Origin of the sequence: Microbacterium sp. NPDC058021 (genome assembly GCF_042885955.1) — a bacterium.
Taxonomy (GTDB): domain Bacteria; phylum Actinomycetota; class Actinomycetes; order Actinomycetales; family Microbacteriaceae; genus Microbacterium.
This window is the reverse complement of record NZ_JBHVRF010000005.1, coordinates 383,131-400,869: the sequence shown is the minus strand read 5'-3', so window position 1 is coordinate 400,869 and position 17,739 is coordinate 383,131. Positions and strand designations below refer to the sequence as shown.

Genomic DNA, 17,739 nt, shown 5'->3' with positions numbered 1-17,739 from the left:
ATCGCGCTTGTGGGGCCGCACAGCGTCGCGCGCCGCTCCCGGATCCGCGGGCGGCCCGGGTGTATAAGCGGCGCGTAGCGGGGCGGCTGCGGGGGTGTGCCAGGCTGGGAGGGTGACGATCGTCCCTCCTGCTCCGGATGAACCGCGCCGTCCCGACGGGCCGCGCGACCCGGGGGATGCCTGGGTGATCGCCGACGACGGCACGCGCTACTGGGGGCGCTTCGGCGCGGCGGGTCTGCTGGCGGTGGATGCCGAGCGCGGCATCCTGCTGCAGCACCGCGTGTCGTGGAGCCACTTCGGCGGCACCTGGGGCCTGCCGGGTGGTGCACGCCACGAGCACGAGAGCGCGTGCGACGCGGCCCTGCGGGAAGCGGCGGAAGAGGCCGGGGTGCCGCGCACGGCCGTGAAGCCGCGCTTGCTCAGCACGCTGGACCTCGACATCTGGACCTACGGCACCCTGCTGGCCGATGTCGTCGAGCCGTTCGAGCCCGTGATCAGCGATCCCGAGAGCCGGGAACTGGCATGGGTGCCGGTGACCGACGTCGACACGTACCCCCTGCATCCGGGATTCGCCGATGCGTGGCCCACGCTGCGGGCGATGCTCGACGTGCGTCCGGCCGTGGTGGTGGATGCCGCGAACGTGGTGGGGTCGGTGCCCGACGGCTGGTGGCGCGATCGGGCCGGTGCGGCGTCGCGGCTGCTCGCCCGGATCGACGCGTGGGCACGCGACGGGGTCTCCGGCGCTTCGCTCGATCTGCCGGGCGGGCTCTGGTACCCCGAGGTCTCCGTGGTGCTCGAGGGCGCCGCGCGCGCGGCGGCGGACGAGCCGGGCGTGCGTGTCGTCCGAGCCGAGGCGGCGGGGGATGACGCGATCGTCGCCGAGGCGGCGCGGCTGGCCGCGCTCGGCCGCCGCGTGACGGTCGTGACCGCCGACCGTGAGCTGTCGGAGCGCGTGGGCGCGTTCGGTGCCGCGGTGCGCGGCCCCGGCTGGCTGCTGGACCTGCTGCCGGCAGGCGCCTGACCGCGCGACCCCGAGTGGGCCTCGCCTGTCGCGTGTGGTGGGTTGCGGGCCTCTGAACCCGCAGCGCGCGACGGGGGAGCGGCCCCGGCGGACGACGAAGGGCCGGCAGACGGAGCTGCCGACCCTTCGCGGTGGTCAGTGACCGACGGGGAGCGCGTCCTCGTGCGGGGCGTCGTCGGGGGTGACGGGCTTGCGCACGAAGCACGCCAGCACGACGGCCGCCGAGGCGACGATCGCGCCGGTGAAGAACGCGGCGTGCACGCCCGAGGCGGTCGCGGCGATGGCATCCGCCCCTTCGGCCATGGCGGAGGCCGCCTGCACCGACATGAGGGTGACGAACACGGCGGTGCCGGCGGCGCCGGCGACCTGCTGGATCGTGCCGACGATCGCGCTGCCGTGCGGGTACAGCGGGCGCGGCAGCGAGCCGAGCGCCGAGGTGAGCAGCGGCGTGAACACGAAGCCGAGTCCGAGGTTGAGGGTCATGTGCACCGCGACGATCCACCCGATCGAGGTCGACGCGTCGAAGGTGGCCATGCCCCAGAGGGCCGCGGCCGCGACGATCATGCCGGGGATGACGAGCGGGGTGGGGCCGTACTTGTCGAACAGCGAGCCCACGATCGGGGCGATGACGCCCATCAGCACGCCGCCCGGGAGCAGCATGAGGCCGATCGTGAGGGTGTCCAGCTGCAGGACGGATGCCAGGTAGATCGGCAGCAGTACGAGCGAGCCGAACAGGGCGGCCATGACGATGACGACGAGGGTGACGGCGAGGCTGAAGGACTTCGACTGGAACGTGCGCAGATCCAGCAGCGCACTGTCGGTCTTCTGCAGGTGCAGCTGTCGGGCGACGAAGGCCACGAGGCCCGCCACGCCGACCGCGAGCGGCACCCACACCGGCACGATCTCGTTGCCCGATGCGGCCTCGCCGATCGAGGAGAGTCCGAAGATCAGGCCGCCGAAGCCCAGCGCCGAGAGCACGACGCTCAGCGGGTCGAAGCGCGCGTGGGTGGTTTCGGTGACGTTGCGCACCCACAGGGCGCCGAGGGTGACGGCGATGAGGGCGATGGGCAGCACCAGCCAGAACAGCCAGCGCCAGTTGAACGCCGACAGGATGATGCCCGAGACCGTCGGGCCGACGGCGGGGGCCACGGCGATGACGATCGAGATGACGCCCATCATGCGGCCGCGGTGCGAGGCGGGGACGATCGAGAGCACGGTGGTGAACAGCAGCGGCATCATGATCGCGGTGCCGGAGGCCTGCACGATGCGACCGACGAGGAGGATGCCGAAGCCCGGGGCGAGCGCGGCGATGAGCGTGCCGGCGATGAACAGGCTCATCGCGGTGAGGTACACCCCGCGCAGCGGGAAGCGCGCCAGCAGGTAGCCGGTGAGGGGGATGACCATCGCCATCGTCAGCAGGAAGCCGGTGGTGAGCCACTGGGCGGTGCTCGCAGTGATGGCGAGGTCGACCATGAGGCTCGGCAGCGCCACGCTCATGATCGTCTCGTTGAGGATGACGACGAAGGCGGAGATCACGAGGAGCGCGATCACGACGCCGGGCCGGGGGGAGGATGCGGGAGGGGTCACCGTGGGCTGTGCGCCCGTGGTGGTGGGGGTCTTCTCGAGGGTCACGAAGGTCTTTCTGTCATGCGCGGCGCGCGCGACCGCGCAGCGGCGGTCGGCGGGACGGGGGAAGCGGGGGCCGGCGAGCGTCTATCGCCGACGAAGAACGTCAATCATGACAGAGTGTGCCATGTTGGCGCAATCTGTAGGATGGCGGCATGACCAGCGCCACGACCCACGCCGAAGAGCTCGACGACGAGCCCGTCGGGCTGCGCGAGCGACGGCGACGCGAGACGCAGCGCGAGGTGTCGGATGCCGCGTTGGAGCTGTTCGAGCGCAAGGGCGTCGCCGCGACCACCGTCGATGAGATCTCCCGCGTCGCGGGCATCTCGGCGCGCACGTTCTTCCGCTACTACGCCACCAAGGAGGATGCCGCCTTCGCTCCCGAGGAAGACAGCTCGGCGGCCGTGCACCGCGCGACGCTCGCCGCGATCCGAGCGGGTGAGCCGGTCGCGGCGGCGCTGGAGACCGGCTGGTTGCAGCTGCTCGAAGCCTTCGACGCCCGGCCCGACACCCACGAGCGGGCGCTGCGGGTGCGGCGCCTCGTGCATTCCGAGCCGGCGCTGCTGGCCGTGGCCCTGCGCAATGAAGCGGCCAGTGCCGACACGCTGACCGACGCCGCCGTCGACGCGGCGAAGGCCGATGGTGACGTGCTCACCGCGCGGGCGCTCATCACCGCCGTCAGCTGCACGGTGCGTCTCGCGTTCGACGAGTGGGCGCGCCGCGTCGAGCTCGGCCAGACGTCATCGGTGCGGGAGATCTACCTGGGTCTCCGGCGCGGACTCGCGACCTACGCCCATCAGATGGAAGCGGTGGACGGCCGCGGCTGACCCGCTGTTCAGCGGCCGCGGAGCCGGTCGGTCTCGCGCCGTTCGCGCTTCGTCGGTCGCCCGGCGCCGCGGTCGCGGGTCGGAACGAACGCCGTCAGCTCGCGCGGCGGCGGTGGCGGCGTGCGGTCGTCGACGGCCGCGGCCGCCAGAGCCGCACCCACCCGCTTGGTGATGGTCTGGCGCACCACGAGGATGCGGTCGAAGCCGGCGACCCGCACGCGCAGCTCATCGCCGGGCCGCACCGGCTGCGCCGCTTTGGCGCGCTCGCCGTTGACGCGCACGTGACCGGCGCGGCACGCCGTCGTCGCCGCGGACCGCGTCTTGTACACGCGCACCGCCCAGAGCCACGCGTCGACGCGGGCGGGCTTGGCGGCATCCGTCATCGTGGCATCCCTGCACGCAGGAACCGCACGGCGCCGAACGCGATGAGGCCCTGCCCGATCGTGTACGTCACCATGACCGCGACGCCGAGGACCTCGGGGGCGCCGGGCACGAAGATGTCGAAGGCGAGCAGGGTGTCGGATGCCAGGAAGAACATGGCGCCGATGAGTACGGCCGGGTCGCACCGTGTCGCCGCTACCGCGGTGCCGCCGAGGACCAGTCCGTAGATCGCGACACCCACGGCGAGCGAGCCGAGCAGGGGCCAGAGCACGAGGACGAGCACGATCCACCACACGGCGTAGACCGCCGACCACCGCGGGAGCGGTCGCTCGGCGATGTAGCGCCAGAACAGGGCCATGTAGCACCCGTGCGCGAGACCGAACGTGAGCAGCATCATGGGCAGCTCGTCGTCGAAGAACGGGAAGAAGAAGGCGGCGCCGTCGCCGAGCCACGACAGTGCGAGCGCCATGATGAGCACCGAGTGGGGAGCGCCCCAGCGCGTGCCGCGCAGCGCCCACATCGTGGCGAGGGCGAGCGCGGGCATGAGCGCGAGCTTGGTCGGATACGCCAGGTCGGAATCGACGGCCAGGAGCACGACGTGCGCCAGCGACACCACCGCGTAGACGGCGAAGCCCCACCACCACGAGCCGGCGACAGCGGGTCGGTCGGTCGTGGTCACGGGGGAGGGGGACTCGGGCAGCACGGCGCTCCTTCGGGCGGGATGGCTCTCATCGTACGGTTCCGCCGCGCGGCGTGCCCGCGACTCAGCCGGCGAGGTCGCGCTGCACGATCGAGAGGTGGGGTTTCGGTCGGGCGACCTCGTGGAACCCGGCGGCTTCGAAGGTGGACAGTGCGCCGTGGTAGAGGTCGTTGGTGCTCGTCTTCTGCACCCGCACGTCGATCGGGTACGCCTCGACGACGCGCGCGCCGCCGTCGCGGGCGAAGTCCACCGCAGCATCCAGGAGTGCCCGGTTCAGGCCCTGGCCACGGAACTCGCGGCGCACCACGAAGCAGCTGACCGCCCACACGCTCGGATCGTCGAACGGGTCGGGACTCGCCGCATAGTTGCGGGTGTGCGCGAGGCGAGGCTGCCGGGTGCGCGGACCCACCCGCACCCACGCCGCGGGGGTGCCGTCGATGTAGGCGAGCAGGCCCGGCGGTGGGCCGGCATCGACCTCGGCGCGGAACATGTCGCGCCGGGAGTCCACCGTCGTGGCATCCCAGTCTTTGGCGCGCAGCAGCCACCACACGCACTGGCAGCCGGCTCCGTCGCCGCCGCCCGCGAACGCGTGTTGGATGTCGTCGAAGCGGTCGGGGGTCGCCGCCTGGATGGTGATCTCGGCCATGCCGCGACCGTAGCGGCGGGTGCCGACTCCGACAAGGCTCTGCTGATGAGGGGCGCCGCACCCGGGCTGCGCGTCGGTTCGCGCGCGCCGCGCGGAGCGGCTAGGATAGGGGAGTTGTCCGCGTGCGGGCAGCAGAAGACCGGGATGTGGCGCAGCTTGGTAGCGCACTTGACTGGGGGTCAAGGGGTCGCAGGTTCAAATCCTGTCATCCCGACCGGAATAGGCCCGGAATCTCGCAAGAGGTTCCGGGCCTTCTGCATGTCCGGGAATCGCCGAGGACTCCAAAAGGACTCCCTCTGTCCAAATCCGCTGCCATGATGTGGGTGTGAGCGACGCGATAGACGGGCTGTTCGATCCCAGCCGCCACGAGAGCCCTCCTGTGGTGGATATCGACACGCTCAGAGGGCTTCTCCAAGCGCAGGCCAACACGATCCTGGCTGTCGGCACAGGTGGCGAGCGCATCCAGAACGTGGATGCCATATGGCAGCGGGATACCCGCACCCTCAACGCGAACTTTCGGCGGCTGGGTCTTCAACCGCCGTTCCCCTGGAATGGACTGTGGGACTGGTACGGGTACTACTCGCAGAACCTCGCCAGCTACCAGGAGCGGCGGGCTTACATCCGGGACTTGACCCATGCTGCCCTCGAACAGCTTGATCAGGTCGAGGCTCGTGGCGGCATTCATGACCCCGGCGCGGACGACGACACGCCGACATGGGAGAACCTGAACGGACGCATTTCAGGTCTGATCGAGGAGTACTCCACCGCGCGAGATCGCGATGGGTGGCAGGACGTGGGAAGACGCAGTCGCGAGATATTGATCGACTTCGGCAAGCTGATCGCTGATCCGGCAATCGTGCCCGCGCGGCAGGGTGCACCGAAGGCTGGGGACGCCAAAGCGTGGTTCGACCTGTTCCTGGCGAAATATGCACTCGGGCCGGACAAGGCAGAGTTACGAGCCACGATGCGAGCAGTGTGGGACCTCGCGCAGAAGGTGACCCACGGAGACATCGCGGATGTGGATGCGTTCGCAGCCGCACAAGCGACGGTGCTCGTAGTCCGCACCGCTCAGAAGTTGCTGCGGGACGCCGAGTAGAAGGGTGACATGGCGAACTTCGATGATGAGACGCTCCGCGCTGTTGGAGAGCTAATCGCGCTCGGCGAGCAGGAGGGCTTCGGCATCACCTTCGAGCGGGACGCGGACGGATGGACGGTCGGTTTCATGCGCGGCAGGGGTGGTGGCGACCTGCACAGCGACTACGACCTGCTGGGCGCGGCTCGGGGTGCGATTCGTCCGCTGCTTCAGCTGTCAGCGCGTCACGTCGCCAATCGGCGCGACCGTCAGAGCTAGAGCCTCGCGACACGTGGCGGTGGTCTGGTCACGCGTCGTCGAACTCCCCCAGCACGTCAGCCAGCGATGGCGACGAGCGCCGCGGCGCCGGTGCTCCCGGCTGCGATGTGAGCCGAGAACGCAGTGCGATGGCGCGAGTAGTCCCGTGGGCGCAGGTGCGCGTATACCTTGTCGGTGATGGCGTAGCTCGCGTGCCCCATGGCCCGGGACAGCTCGTGCATGTCCAGCGCACCGCTCTCCAGCGCCAGCGTGGCGAAGGTGTGGCGTAGCTCGTGGAAGTGGAGACCTCCGAGTCCCGCTCGATCACACGCAGGCTTGAAGGTGTACCGGTAGAACCCCTTCGGGTCGAACTCTCGGTCGTAGCTCAGGCGGTTGTGCCCCGGCACCTTCCCCGGCCACAGCCCTGCCTCCAGGTCGTCGCGGTGCGGGTGAGCGCGCAGATGTTGCCCGAGGTCGCGATAAAGCACTTCGTCCAGGACCGGCACGGTGCGCACGGCGCGAGCGGTCTTCGGAGCGCCGACGACGTAGCCCTTGCTCGTGTGCGTCTTGTTGAGCTTGACGTTCACTTCGCCTCGGCGCATGTCGATGTCTCGGATGCGGAGTGCCGCTACCTCGCCCGCGCGTAGCCCCGTCAGCGCCGCGAAGCGCACCAGGAGGTCGTAGGGCGGCTGGCCCCTCAGCTCGGCGGCGAGAGCGTTCACCTCCTCCACCGATAAGAACCGCGCCTCCGCGGTGTCGGCCTTGGGATCGCCGCTCCGGTGCGCGGCATCCGAGATGTCCTCGACCTGCCCGCGGAGCGCGTCAGAACCCGCCGCGCCAGTCGCGGATGATCTCCACGACGTCGTCGAGGTTCGACTCGAGGAGGAAGTGTCCCGCGTCGAGCAGCTCGATGCGGGCGTTCGGCACGTCGCGACGGAAGGCCTCGGCCCCTGCGGCATCGAAGATCTCGTCGTTGCGGCCCCAGACGGCGAGCACGGGCACCTGCGTCTCGCGGAGCCACGTGTGCAGGCGGGGGTAGAGCTCGCGGTTGGTGGCGTAGTCGCCGAAGAGGTGCAGCTGGGCTCGGTCCACTCCGGGCCGGCGCAAGAGGGCGATGTCGTGCTCCCAGGCATCCGGATCGACCGTCGTCGGGTCGGGCACACCGTGTGTGTACTGCCATTCGACGGCTGCCCGTTCGAGCGCCGGGCGCAGGGCGCTCTCGTTCTCGGGCGAGGGGTCGGCTCCATACGCCCAGATCGGCGCCCAGAAGTCGTCGACGAAACCCTCCACGTAGGCGTTGCCATTCTGCGAGATGATCCCCTCAATCGCCGCCGGATCGCGCAGCGCCAGTCGCCAGGCGACCGGCGCGCCATAATCCTGCACATAGACGGTGTATCGCGTGACGCCGACCTCTTCGAGGAACCGGGCGGTGACGTCGGCGAGCGCGTCGAACGTGTACGGGAAGTCGTCGACGGCGGGAGCGGACGAGCGGCCGAAGCCGATGTGGTCGGGCGCGATGACGCGGTATCGGTCGGCCAGCGCCGGGATCAGATGCCGGAACATGTGCGAGCTCGTCGGGTATCCGTGCAGCAGCAGGAGGACGGGAGCGTCGGCGGGGCCCGCTTCTCGGTAGAAGACGTCGAGGTCGTCGACGCGGATGGTGCGGTGGTGGACGGTGGGCATGGGGTGCTCCTTGGATCGATCGGATGCGGCGAGGTGCGGCCGCACCGGGGTGGTCGGCCTGCTCATCGCCTCGGTGATCAAGCCAAGGCCGTGTTCTCACAACAGGGTCAAGCGGCAGGCAAGGAGGTTGGTTCCGGGCCACCAACGGGTGTTTGACCGTGTGGCGACCACACAGGTTTCTCTTGTCGTGAGCGCCCGGCATCGGGTCGGGCGACACGGAAAGGCGAGAACATGGGCTACATCACTGTCGGCGACGAGAACAGCACCCCCGTCGAGCTGTACTACGAGGACCAGGGCGCCGGCCAGCCGGTGGTCCTCATCCACGGCTACCCGCTGAACGGGCACAGCTGGGAGCGCCAGACACGCGAGCTGCTGGCCGCCGGCTACCGGGTCATCACCTACGACCGCCGCGGATTCGGGCAGTCATCGAAAGTCGGTTCCGGCTATGACTACGACACGTTCGCGACCGACCTGAACACGATCCTGGAGACGCTGGACCTGCGCGACGCCGTGCTGGTCGGCTTCTCCATGGGCACCGGGGAACTCGCCCGGTACGTCGCACGGTATGGGCACGACCGTGTGGCGAAGCTGGCCTTCCTCGCCTCGCTCGAGCCGTTCCTCGTCGCCCGCGACGACAACCCCGACGGCGTGCCGCAGCAGGTCTTCGACGGCATCGAGGATGCCGCGCGGGGTGACCGGTACGCCTGGTTCACGCAGTTCTTCTCGGACTTCTACAACGCCGACGACAACCTCGGCACGCGGATCAGCGCGGAAGTGGTCACGGCGAGCTGGAACGTCGCGGTCTCCAGCGCCCCCGTCGCGGCCTACGCCGTCGTGGCATCCTGGATCGAGGACTTCCGCGCCGACGTGGAGGCCGTGCGCGCCAGCGGCAAGCCGGCGCTGATCCTGCACGGGACCGCGGACAACATCCTTCCGATCGACGCCACCGCGCGTCGCTTCCACGCCGCGTTCCCCGAGGCCGAGTACGTCGAGATCGAGGGGGCGCCGCACGGTCTGCTCTGGACGCACGCCGCCGAGGTCAACGCCGCACTGACCGGCTTCCTGCGCTCATGAACGAGCGCATCGACACTGTCCCGGCGGATGTGGAGTACCACCGCGTTCTCGCCGGAGAGAAGCGTCGCATCGGTCGCGGCATCCTCACGATCGTGCTGCTCATCGGCGGAATGGTGGGCTTCAGCCTGCTTCTGAACGCCGCTGTGGGGGCGGTGGATGCCGCGATACGCGGCGACGAGCGCGAGATGAGTCTGCCCCTCGCGCAGGCCGTGCACATGGTATCTGTGGCGTTCCTGATCCCGTGGAGCATGCTGCTGCAGCGCTGGCTGTACGGCGTGAGGGGAGCATCGCTGACCTCGGTGATCTCGCGCTTCCGGTTCGACATCTTCGGCCGCGCGCTCGTGCTCGTCGTCCCGGCGTGGATCGTGCTCATGACGCTGCAATCCCTGGGCCCGATCCCGGAGAGCCCGGTCTGGACGAACACCGACGTGCTCTGGTTCATCGTCGCCACGCTTCTGCTCACGCCGCTGCAGGCCGCGGGGGAGGAGTACGGACTGCGTGGCCTCGTCTTCCGCGTCGCCGGTGGATGGGCGCGCGGGGCGCGGGCGGGTCTTGTCGTCGGCATCCTGGTCTCCAGCGCGGTGTTCGCCGTCATCCATCTGGCGACGGACATGTGGCTGAACCTCTGGTACCTCATCTTCGCGGTCGGGACGGCGCTGATCACCTGGCGGACGGGCGGCCTGGAGGTCGCCATCGTGCTGCATGCCGGCCTCAACACGCTGGCGTTCACGCTGCAGGCAGCACTGCGGCAGGACCTGCAGGCTGCGGCGGATCGTTCGGCCGGCGCGGTCGAGGACGGACTGTTGACGCTCGGGCCGGCTGCCGTGATCGTCCTCGCGACCGTGGTGGTGTGGATGCTCACCCGACGCTCCGGGCCCGCACGCACGCCCAGCACAGCCGCGACGGGGGCGACGCGGGAGGCTGCGGGTTCGGTGGTGGTCGGCGCGCAGCAGGGACTCTAGACATGCAAGTGTTCGCTTGCCTATCATCACCGTATGGGTGATGTCTTCAAGGCGTTGGCGGACCCGACCCGGCGGACGATCCTCGACGAGCTGACAGAGCGTGACGGTCAGTCGCTGTTCGAGATCTGCTCGCGCCTGGCGATGCGGCACGGCAGCACGTCGACGCGTCAGGCCATCTCGCAGCATCTGGCGGTGCTGGAAGACGCGGGTCTGGTCCGCTCGCGCCGTGAGGGGCGCACGAAGATCCATCACCTGGACACCGAGCCGCTGCGCTCGATCGTCGACCGCTGGCCACTGCACAAACCGAAGGAGTAGCACCGATGCCCAGAATCAACGTCACGAGTGTGCTGGTCGATGACCAGACCAAGGCGCTCGCCTTCTACACCGACATGCTCGACTTCATCCCCAAGACGGACATCTCGCTCGGCGAGTACCGGTGGCTGACTGTCGTCGGCGCCGCGGAGCCGGAGGGCGTCGAGCTTCTGCTCGAGCCCGACGCGCACCCTGCCGCGAAAGCGTTCAAGGAGGCGCTGGTCCAGGATGGCATCCCGTTCACGTCGTTCGCCGTGGATGATGTCGTCGCCGTCCACGCGGATCTGCAGGCGCGGGGCGTGGAATTCACTCAGGCTCCGACGGCCATGGGGCCCATGATGACCGCGGTGCTGGACGACACCTGCGGAAACCTGATCCAGCTCACGAGCCCCGCGTGAGCACCGATTGCGCCGAATCGGGCCGCTGACGATCGCGCGCGGGACCTTCTTCGGCGGCATCGACGTCTTCGCGCGACCGCGGACTGGGGACTAGACCTCCGCGGCGAACGACGCGACGCGAAGCTGCAGGTCTTCGACCCGTCGCTGGCGCGCGGCCTCGACGTCATAACCCTCGTAGGCGAGCGGGGGAGTGCGGCGCACGTTCCGCGAGCACTGGAACTCTTCGCACACGAGCGTGCCGACGGTGTTGCCGTTGCGCCCCGCCTTGCCGGAGCGCTTGGCGCTGTAGAACACGACGCTGTTGGGGAGCGTGACGTCGTTGCACCACGCGCACTGCGCGCGCGATCGCGGTGACGCGGTCGCCTGCTGGAGCAGGATGCCGATGAGGTCGCCCTCGAGCGACGGCACCACGGCGTACGCGCGCCGGCCGATCTTCGGGTCGCGCCAGCCCAGGAAGTCCAGTCGATCCCAGTCGAGCGTCTCGAAGCCTGCCGGGAGGCTGAGGTCACTGACCTCCTTGCGGGACGCGTTGACGAAGGATGCGCGGAGGGTCTTCTCCGTGATGGGAAGCATGGTGATCTCTTTCGCTGATGCCCGGGCGCATCATGGCGCGCCGCACGGGCGGAGGGGTTCAGGGGTCTGTGATGGCGGCCGCGTCGAACGACACGACCGGGGGCATCACGCCCTGATGCCGGCGATACGGGCGCCGACCACCTCCTGGAAGCTCACCAGGCAAGCCTACGCGCGAGTGAAGGCATCAGGGCCAGGAGCGAGTCGAGAGCACCAGCAGGTAGCCGTCGGGATCGGCGATCGTGACGCCGTTCACGTCCCAGTAGGGGTTACGAGCGCCGACGCGTCGGCCGCCGGCCTGCTCGATACGCGCCAGCAGGTGCTCGTCGATCGGCTCCTCCAGGTACAGCACGAGGAGGTCTTCGTCGGTGGGCGTGGGGTGCAGCTCGGTGTCACGCACGAGCTCGAGATGCCAGCTCGCCCCCGGCCAGCCGAGGAAGGCCAGCTCTTCCAGCGTGCCGGTCGTTCCTGGCTGTCGGCCGTCGAGCTCCATGCCGAGCCCTTCGATCCAGAACCGCACAGCGGCATCCATGTCTGCGGTGGGCCTGGCCACCCGGAGGTGAGCGTCTCGGGGAGCAGTCATCCTGCCAGCGTAGCGACGGCGGGAATGTGGCGAGGGTCCGGGTCTGGCTCACACCGATCGCACCCCGTCGAGGAACGACTCGATCGCGTTGGCGGCGACGCGAGCACGCACCGATGCGAACAGGTCGAAGCTGTGCTGAGTCTGCGGCAGTTCGACGTACACGACGGGACCGGCCGACCGCTCGCGCAGCGCGTCGGCGACCGATCGCGCGACCGCCGCAGGGAGGGCCGAGTCCTTCGCGCCTTGGATGATGAGCGCGGGTGGCACTTCGCCCCTCAGTCGAGCAGGATCGCCGGCGGGGTCCTGGCCACGCCCACCGAGGTAGCCGTAGAGCGAGACGACTCCCGCGACGGTGGTGTCGGCATCCTCGAATCCTGCTTGATATCGGCTCTCGCCGGCAGTCAGCGCGGCGGAGAGCGCGAGGTGTCCGCCGGCGGACGCTCCGGCCAGGTAGATCCGGCGCGCGTCGACGCCGTACTCCTCGGCATGCTCCCTCACCCAGGCGATCACCCGTTTGGCGTCGATGAGTGACAGCGGAAACCTCGCCGCAGCCCGCAGACCGTAGTTCGCGCTGACGCAGACCCACCCGTGCTGAGCCAACTGATTGAGCAGCACGATGCTCTCGCGGCTCTTTCCGCCCGAGACGAACCCACCGCCGTGCAGATGGATGAGGGTGGGGCGCCCGCGCGTCCCGTCGTTGCGCGCGAAGACGTCGAGCAGGTGCGCGCGGCCGCCGGGCGCATATGCGATGTTGCGCACGCGTGTGACTCCGGCGGTGTGCCGTTGGAAGGGCATGAGGATGCCGCCCAGCCACGGCGACGGGGTAGGCGCGCTGTCGAACTCCGGACGGATGCTGGACCGCCAGCGCGGGCCGAGTCCCTCGCTCAGAGCCAGCGCGAGCGCGGGACGTGCGGAGCGGGCGCGCACTTGCAGCCACACGAGCGCCGCCGCGACCAGAGCGGAGAGCGCGAGAGCCGGGAGCGTCGCGGCGTCGCCGCGCAGCGAGGGATCCGCGAGCGTCGCCGCGACGGACGCGACGAACACGAGGAGGAGCACCGACGGGATCTCGTTGCATGCCACGGTGAGGATGAAGACGGCGAAGCCCAGGCGGCCACGGGCGCGGGGCAACCACACCGAGACGGCGACGAAGAGCGCCCAGATCGTGGCGGTGATGAGAAGGCCCATACGGTCGTTCCCTCCTGATCTCCGGCCAGGATGCCGGGGTACCCCGACCGGATGTCGGAGAGGTTCACCCGCAGATTGGCGCGGGCCCGGTCGCTCGTGCCGTTCGGCCAGAGGAACTCGGCAAGCCTTCGCCGTGGAAGTGGATCGAGGAGGGCGACGGCGGCGATGACCCTCTGGTCGCGTCCGGGCACATCCCATGTGCGCCCTTCGGCCACGAGCCGCCAGCAACCCAGGAGTTGCAGCGTTGCAGTCTTCGAGTCCGGCGCCATGCTCTATCCGATTACAGGGTTGGTGGGGCGCGTCCCTCCAAAGTACTCGCCGCCGCCGCTTCCCGGCAGGGGGAGGCGCGCAACGCCGCGTGGCGCGCTCGGGGCTCTGGGCAGGGTAGGCTAGTCCTCGATAGGCGAACTCTCATTCGTCTCGCCCCGGCCGCGTGGTAACGGTCGGGGCTTTCTCTTTGCCCAAGGGGATCTGCGCCTGGCCGGAATGACGCGGATGCTGGCCGGTCCGCCGCTCGCCGCACCCCCGCGCGATGGGCGAGGATGCCGGTATGACCCAGCACCCGCGCACCGCCCTGCTCGTCATCGACGCGCAGGAGTCCTTCCGCCAGCGCACCGAGGAGTGGGCCGCGACCGCGAATCCGCGCGTGCTCCACAACATCGCGATGCTCGTCGATCGCGCCCGGACCGACGGCGACCTCGTCGTCTGGGTGACCCACTCCGAGCCGGGCACCGGCGGCGTCTTCGACCCCGAACAGGGATTCGTGCGTGTCGTCTCCGAATTCGAGCCACGCCCGGACGAGCTGCAGGTGACCAAGACCACGGTCAACGCCTTCACGTCCACCGACCTGCAGAGCCGGCTCGCGGAGCACGGCGTCGAGCGGCTCGTGATCTGCGGCATCCGCACCGAGCAGTGCTGCGAGACCACGGTGCGCGTCGCGAGCGACCTCGGGTTCGCGGTGGAGTTCGTCACGGATGCCACGACGACCTCGGCCATCGCCGCCGGCGACGGCTACGGGGCCGTGTCGGGGGAGGACATCATGCGCCGCACCGAGAGCATCCTCGCCGCGCGCGGGTTCGCCTGCGTCGTGACGACCGCTGAGCGCACCGGGGTCGCCGCAGTCGTCTGACGCCGTACGCAGAACCGGTCGCCGGCGGGCTCGGTGGCGCCGGTGCGCCGACGCCCGTCGCCTGGCGCCCGTCGCCCGGATGCGGAGATCTGCCGAGATGCGGATGTTTGGGCGCGAGCGGCCCTCGTTTCGGCAGATCCCCGCAGTTCGGCAGCACTCTCAGGGCAACAACCTGTTGACGCCGTGGTCTGACCACACATAGGATTGAAACGATTCACAACGGACCGTCTTCAAGGAGTGACCATGACCGTCGACCGCCCCACCATCGAGCAGTACCTCGCGAACATGGGGGCCGCCGGTCACCGCATCTGCGAGATCGACGCGAGCGAAGCGGGTGCGGGCAACATCTCGCTGTGCCTGGACGAGCTGCCCCGCGTGCGGCAGGTCTTCCCGATCTCCGAGCGCATCGAGCTGCCGCTGGCGGCTCCCGCGCTCGCCGGCCGCACGCTCCTGGTGACGGGGTCGGGTCGGCGCCTGCGCCAGATCGCCGACAACCCCGTCGCGGCGATCGCCGCCGTGATCGTCGAGGCCGACGGCATCCACGCCGAGATGCTCACGTCGCCGCAGCGCCAGTTCGAGAAGCTCACGAGTGAGTTCAACTCCCACCTCGCCGTGCACGACGACCAGGTCGGCAGGCGCAACCTCCCGTTCCACGCCGTGGTGCACGCGCAGCCGCCGCACCTGACCTACCTCAGCCACGTGCCGCAGTACCGCGACAACGAGACGATGAACCGCCGCATCCTGCGCTGGGAGCCGGAATCGATCGTGGCGCTGCCCGGCGGCATCGGCGTGCTGGAGTTCATGGTCCCCGGCTCCGACGAGCTGATGGATGCCAATGTGCAGGGGCTCCGCGACTTCGAGATCGTGCTGTGGAGCAAGCACGGCGTCATGTCCCGTTCCGACCTCTCCGCCACCCGCGCGGTCGACCGCGTGGAGTACGCCGAGACCGGCGCCAAGTACGAGTACATGAACCTCACCGGCGGCGGTCAGGCCGAGGGGCTCAGCCTCGAGGAGATCCGCGCCGTCGCGAAGGCATTCGGCGTCACCTCGCCCTGGATCGCCTGACCTCGGGCCGCTCGCCGGCGCCGCGGGCGATGATCAGCGCGGCGGGGATGTGCCCCGCAGCCAGGATCACCGCGGCACCGGCCAGCCAGGCGTTGCCGAGCCACGCCGCCGAGGCGAGGAACACCGCTACGGGAAGGATCGCCATCGGCACCGGGATCCGCCAGAGCGGGGCATAGAGCGCGGGGCCGGAGCGGCCGCGCCGAAGGTACCGACCCCACAGGCCGTAGTACCCCGCGAGCGCGGCGATGGCCGGCAGCGCCCAGCCCCACCTCAGTGCGCCGGGTGCGATGACAGCCGGGAGCACGAGGCACAACACCTGCCCGGTGCGTTCGAGCCAGCCGAGCACGCGCGGCACCTGTGCGGTCGGCATCGGCTGCCGGGGCGGCAGCCACACCAGCAGCAGGTTGGGCGCGAGTACGGCGACAGCCACGCCGAGCCCGAGCGGTGAGAACCCCACGGTGTCCACGCTAGCGGTGGCGGCGCCGCAGCGACCAGCCGTCAGCGGTGGCGGCGGGCCGTCCACAGCAGGTAGCCGCTGAGCGTCGTGAACGCAGTGATGCCGGCGCCCGTCAACGCGCTCTTCCACGTGCGCAGTCGGCTGTCGCGGGCGATCACCTGACCGAGCCCGTTGATGAGCGCAGCCGTGATGACCCCCGCCACCAGCCGGTTGCCGATGCGCTCGGCGCGCCCCATGAGCGGATCGAGCTCGGCGGCGCGCAGGTGCACCTCGATGCCGCTCTGGTCCATGACTTCGAGCAGTCGGCGCAGTCGCGTGGGCAGTTCGAGCAGGAGCGCACCGGCATCCATCGACGCGCGGCTCACGCGCTTGGCGATCGCCGCCACCGAAAGCTTCTCGCGGATGAGGCGCCGCGCGAACGGGGTGAGCACGGAGTTGAGCTCGAAGCGGGGATCGAGCTGCACCCCCACCCCCTCGGTGACCAGCAGTGCCCGGACCACGAGCGAGATCTCCTGAGGCAGCTGCAGTCGGTGTTCGCGCACGACGCGCAGCAGGTCGGTGGCGAGCCGGGTGAAGTGGATGTCGCCGAGCGCGCGGTCGGAGTACTGGGCGAACAGCGACGACAGCGACGCGCGCAGCGCACGTCGGTCGATCGAGGTCTGCGCGACGGACAGGTCGATGAGCGCGCTCGCCAGCGAGCCGGTGTTGCGGGTGGCCGAGGCGATGAAGACGTCGGCGAGCTTGTCGCTGAGCTCTTCGCTGATCTCACCCACCATGCCGAAGTCGATGAGCGCGATGCGGCCGTGCGGCTGGACGAACAGGTTGCCGGGGTGCAGGTCGGCGTGGAAGAAGCGGTCGTCGAAGATCATCGTCAGCACGATGTTCGCCCCGGTGACCGCCACCTGGCGTGGATCGATGCCCGCCGCGTCGAGCCCGTCGCGGTCGCTGACCTTGATGCCGCTCATGCGCTCCAGCGTGAGCACGCGCGAGGTCGTCGTGTCCCAGTAGACGCGAGGGATGATCACCTCGGGCCGCTCGGCGAAGTTGGTGGCGAAGCGTTCTGCGTTGCGTGCTTCGCGCAGGTAGTCCAGTTCCGCGCGGAGCGTGTCGCCGAACTCGCGCATGATGCCGGGGATGTCGTAGGTGCGGGCGGTCTCCCACACGCGTGCCGCGCGCGTGGCGATGTTGTTGAGGATGTCGAGGTCTTCCTGCACCTGCCGCACGACGTCGGGGCGGCGCACCTTCACCACCACGGCGGTGCCGTCGGTGAGGGTCGCGGTGTGCACCTGACCGATCGAGGCGGATGCCATCGGCGTCCACTCGAACGTGGCGAACAGCTCTTCGGGGTCGGCGCCGAGCTCTTCGCGGATCGTCGCGCGCACCTGTTCGGCGGGGATCGGGGGCGCGGCATCCTGCAGCTTCGCCATCTCGGCGATGTAGGCCGGCGGCAGCAGGTCGGGGCGGGTCGAGAGCAGCTGACCGAGTTTGACGAACGTCGGCCCGAGATCCTCGAGCACGAGGCGCAGTCGTTCGGGGGCGTTGGGGAGGCGCTGGGGGTCGGTGTCACCGCCGGCGGTGCCGCGGCGCGCGGCGAGGCGTCGCGTGATGCCCAGCTCGCCGGCGAGGAAGCCGAATCCGTGTCGGGCGAGAGTGTCGGCGATCTCCTGGTATCTCCCGAGCGGTGGCTGCATCGCCCCATCATCCCGAGCCCCACCGGGCGGGACAAGGGAGGCGCCGCGCGCCCACGCCGGTGGCGCGACGCCGCTCTGCTCGCGATGATGATCTCGGCA

21 protein-coding genes and 1 tRNA gene are annotated in these 17,739 nt (G+C 69.9%); 11 read left to right on the top strand and 11 right to left on the bottom strand.

What is annotated here, in order from left to right; all coding sequences use genetic code 11:
* Positions 1-112: 112 nt before the first annotated feature.
* Complete coding sequence (locus tag ACFVR6_RS13240; RefSeq protein ID WP_386963741.1) at positions 113-1,021, top strand: NUDIX domain-containing protein; 909 nt, start codon at positions 113-115, stop codon at positions 1,019-1,021.
* Between the two features lie 135 nt (positions 1,022-1,156).
* Here the strand turns inward: ACFVR6_RS13240 and ACFVR6_RS13235 are convergent, their stop codons facing one another.
* Positions 1,157-2,608 (bottom strand): MDR family MFS transporter, encoded by a 1,452-nt coding sequence (locus tag ACFVR6_RS13235; protein WP_386963816.1) that lies wholly within the window; start codon positions 2,606-2,608, stop codon positions 1,157-1,159.
* A gap of 194 nt (positions 2,609-2,802) precedes the next feature.
* Here ACFVR6_RS13235 and ACFVR6_RS13230 point away from each other — a divergent pair, with 194 nt between their 5' ends.
* Positions 2,803-3,474 carry a TetR family transcriptional regulator gene (locus ACFVR6_RS13230; RefSeq protein ID WP_386963738.1) on the top strand — a complete coding sequence of 224 codons (672 nt, stop codon included), beginning with the start codon at positions 2,803-2,805 and terminating at the stop codon, positions 3,472-3,474.
* Positions 3,475-3,482: 8 nt separating this feature from the next.
* Here the strand turns inward: ACFVR6_RS13230 and ACFVR6_RS13225 are convergent, their stop codons facing one another.
* From ACFVR6_RS13225 to ACFVR6_RS13215, 3 genes are all read right to left on the bottom strand, one after another.
* Positions 3,483-3,857: an RNA-binding S4 domain-containing protein gene (locus tag ACFVR6_RS13225; RefSeq protein WP_386963736.1), complete on the bottom strand. Its 375-nt coding sequence runs from the start codon at positions 3,855-3,857 to the stop codon at positions 3,483-3,485.
* Complete coding sequence (locus tag ACFVR6_RS13220) at positions 3,854-4,558, bottom strand: lysoplasmalogenase family protein (RefSeq protein ID WP_386963734.1); 705 nt, start codon at positions 4,556-4,558, stop codon at positions 3,854-3,856. The genes ACFVR6_RS13225 and ACFVR6_RS13220 overlap by 4 nt, the downstream gene beginning before the upstream one ends.
* A gap of 61 nt (positions 4,559-4,619) precedes the next feature.
* A complete protein-coding gene (locus ACFVR6_RS13215; RefSeq protein WP_386963732.1) occupies positions 4,620-5,201 on the bottom strand; it encodes a GNAT family N-acetyltransferase in 582 nt (193 codons plus the stop codon).
* Positions 5,202-5,341: 140 nt separating this feature from the next.
* Here ACFVR6_RS13215 and ACFVR6_RS13210 point away from each other — a divergent pair.
* From ACFVR6_RS13210 to ACFVR6_RS13200, 3 genes are all read left to right on the top strand, one after another.
* A tRNA-Pro gene (locus ACFVR6_RS13210) sits at positions 5,342-5,415 on the top strand.
* Between the two features lie 111 nt (positions 5,416-5,526).
* A complete protein-coding gene (locus ACFVR6_RS13205; RefSeq protein WP_386963731.1) occupies positions 5,527-6,297 on the top strand; it encodes a hypothetical protein in 771 nt (256 codons plus the stop codon).
* Positions 6,298-6,306: 9 nt separating this feature from the next.
* Positions 6,307-6,552, top strand: a complete 246-nt coding sequence (locus ACFVR6_RS13200) for a hypothetical protein (protein WP_386963729.1) — start codon at positions 6,307-6,309, stop codon at positions 6,550-6,552.
* 56 nt (positions 6,553-6,608) lie between these two features.
* Here ACFVR6_RS13200 and ACFVR6_RS13195 read toward each other — a convergent pair whose 3' ends face one another.
* Entirely contained in the window at positions 6,609-7,262 is a 654-nt protein-coding gene (locus ACFVR6_RS13195) for a site-specific integrase (RefSeq protein WP_386963727.1), read from the bottom strand.
* A 91-nt stretch (positions 7,263-7,353) separates the two neighbouring features.
* A complete protein-coding gene (locus ACFVR6_RS13190) occupies positions 7,354-8,214 on the bottom strand; it encodes an alpha/beta fold hydrolase (RefSeq protein ID WP_386963725.1) in 861 nt (286 codons plus the stop codon).
* A gap of 231 nt (positions 8,215-8,445) precedes the next feature.
* Between ACFVR6_RS13190 and ACFVR6_RS13185 the strand changes: the two genes are divergently transcribed.
* From ACFVR6_RS13185 to ACFVR6_RS13170, 4 genes are read left to right on the top strand one after another with little or no spacing between them, the layout of a single operon-like run.
* Positions 8,446-9,288 (top strand): alpha/beta fold hydrolase, encoded by an 843-nt coding sequence (locus tag ACFVR6_RS13185; protein WP_386963723.1) that lies wholly within the window; start codon positions 8,446-8,448, stop codon positions 9,286-9,288.
* Positions 9,285-10,250 carry a CPBP family intramembrane glutamic endopeptidase gene (locus ACFVR6_RS13180; protein WP_386963721.1) on the top strand — a complete coding sequence of 322 codons (966 nt, stop codon included), beginning with the start codon at positions 9,285-9,287 and terminating at the stop codon, positions 10,248-10,250. The genes ACFVR6_RS13185 and ACFVR6_RS13180 overlap by 4 nt, the downstream gene beginning before the upstream one ends.
* 33 nt (positions 10,251-10,283) lie before the next feature.
* Positions 10,284-10,565 (top strand): ArsR/SmtB family transcription factor, encoded by a 282-nt coding sequence (locus ACFVR6_RS13175; protein ID WP_386963719.1) that lies wholly within the window; start codon positions 10,284-10,286, stop codon positions 10,563-10,565.
* Between the two features lie 5 nt (positions 10,566-10,570).
* The gene (locus tag ACFVR6_RS13170) at positions 10,571-10,960 is read left to right on the top strand and encodes a VOC family protein (RefSeq protein ID WP_386963717.1); all 390 of its coding nucleotides are present in this window, start codon (positions 10,571-10,573) and stop codon (positions 10,958-10,960) included.
* A gap of 90 nt (positions 10,961-11,050) precedes the next feature.
* On the opposite strand, the gene ACFVR6_RS13165 is transcribed toward ACFVR6_RS13170, so the two are convergent.
* From ACFVR6_RS13165 to ACFVR6_RS13155, 3 genes are all read right to left on the bottom strand, one after another.
* Positions 11,051-11,533, bottom strand: a complete 483-nt coding sequence (locus ACFVR6_RS13165; protein ID WP_386963715.1) for an FBP domain-containing protein — start codon at positions 11,531-11,533, stop codon at positions 11,051-11,053.
* 184 nt (positions 11,534-11,717) lie between these two features.
* Complete coding sequence (locus tag ACFVR6_RS13160) at positions 11,718-12,113, bottom strand: VOC family protein (RefSeq protein WP_386963713.1); 396 nt, start codon at positions 12,111-12,113, stop codon at positions 11,718-11,720.
* A gap of 48 nt (positions 12,114-12,161) precedes the next feature.
* Entirely contained in the window at positions 12,162-13,298 is a 1,137-nt protein-coding gene (locus tag ACFVR6_RS13155; protein ID WP_386963711.1) for an alpha/beta hydrolase, read from the bottom strand.
* Positions 13,299-13,848: 550 nt separating this feature from the next.
* On the opposite strand from ACFVR6_RS13155, the gene ACFVR6_RS13150 reads away from it, so the two are divergent.
* Together ACFVR6_RS13150 and ACFVR6_RS13145 are read left to right on the top strand one after the other, a co-directional pair.
* Complete coding sequence (locus tag ACFVR6_RS13150; RefSeq protein ID WP_386963709.1) at positions 13,849-14,427, top strand: isochorismatase family protein; 579 nt, start codon at positions 13,849-13,851, stop codon at positions 14,425-14,427.
* A gap of 243 nt (positions 14,428-14,670) precedes the next feature.
* Entirely contained in the window at positions 14,671-15,492 is an 822-nt protein-coding gene (locus ACFVR6_RS13145) for a class II aldolase/adducin family protein (protein WP_386963707.1), read from the top strand.
* Here the strand turns inward: ACFVR6_RS13145 and ACFVR6_RS13140 are convergent.
* Together ACFVR6_RS13140 and ACFVR6_RS13135 are read right to left on the bottom strand one after the other, a co-directional pair.
* Positions 15,470-15,949, bottom strand: a complete 480-nt coding sequence (locus ACFVR6_RS13140; RefSeq protein ID WP_386963705.1) for a hypothetical protein — start codon at positions 15,947-15,949, stop codon at positions 15,470-15,472. The genes ACFVR6_RS13145 and ACFVR6_RS13140 overlap by 23 nt on opposite strands.
* A gap of 41 nt (positions 15,950-15,990) precedes the next feature.
* Positions 15,991-17,640 carry an ABC1 kinase family protein gene (locus ACFVR6_RS13135; protein WP_386963703.1) on the bottom strand — a complete coding sequence of 550 codons (1,650 nt, stop codon included), beginning with the start codon at positions 17,638-17,640 and terminating at the stop codon, positions 15,991-15,993.
* Between the last annotated feature and the right edge of the window lie 99 nt (positions 17,641-17,739).

Coding starts and splice junctions, on each gene's coding strand:
- ACFVR6_RS13230 (WP_386963738.1), top strand. CDS start 2,803: ATGACCAGCGCCACGACCCACGCCGAAGAGCTCGACGACGAGCCCGTC.
- ACFVR6_RS13225 (WP_386963736.1), bottom strand. CDS start 3,857: ATGACGGATGCCGCCAAGCCCGCCCGCGTCGACGCGTGGCTCTGGGCG.
- ACFVR6_RS13215 (WP_386963732.1), bottom strand. CDS start 5,201: ATGGCCGAGATCACCATCCAGGCGGCGACCCCCGACCGCTTCGACGAC.
- ACFVR6_RS13200 (WP_386963729.1), top strand. CDS start 6,307: ATGGCGAACTTCGATGATGAGACGCTCCGCGCTGTTGGAGAGCTAATC.
- ACFVR6_RS13190 (WP_386963725.1), bottom strand. CDS start 8,214: ATGCCCACCGTCCACCACCGCACCATCCGCGTCGACGACCTCGACGTC.
- ACFVR6_RS13185 (WP_386963723.1), top strand. CDS start 8,446: ATGGGCTACATCACTGTCGGCGACGAGAACAGCACCCCCGTCGAGCTG.
- ACFVR6_RS13180 (WP_386963721.1), top strand. CDS start 9,285: ATGAACGAGCGCATCGACACTGTCCCGGCGGATGTGGAGTACCACCGC.
- ACFVR6_RS13175 (WP_386963719.1), top strand. CDS start 10,284: ATGGGTGATGTCTTCAAGGCGTTGGCGGACCCGACCCGGCGGACGATC.
- ACFVR6_RS13170 (WP_386963717.1), top strand. CDS start 10,571: ATGCCCAGAATCAACGTCACGAGTGTGCTGGTCGATGACCAGACCAAG.
- ACFVR6_RS13165 (WP_386963715.1), bottom strand. CDS start 11,533: ATGCTTCCCATCACGGAGAAGACCCTCCGCGCATCCTTCGTCAACGCG.
- ACFVR6_RS13160 (WP_386963713.1), bottom strand. CDS start 12,113: ATGACTGCTCCCCGAGACGCTCACCTCCGGGTGGCCAGGCCCACCGCA.
- ACFVR6_RS13155 (WP_386963711.1), bottom strand. CDS start 13,298: ATGGGCCTTCTCATCACCGCCACGATCTGGGCGCTCTTCGTCGCCGTC.
- ACFVR6_RS13150 (WP_386963709.1), top strand. CDS start 13,849: ATGACCCAGCACCCGCGCACCGCCCTGCTCGTCATCGACGCGCAGGAG.
- ACFVR6_RS13145 (WP_386963707.1), top strand. CDS start 14,671: ATGACCGTCGACCGCCCCACCATCGAGCAGTACCTCGCGAACATGGGG.
- ACFVR6_RS13135 (WP_386963703.1), bottom strand. CDS start 17,640: ATGCAGCCACCGCTCGGGAGATACCAGGAGATCGCCGACACTCTCGCC.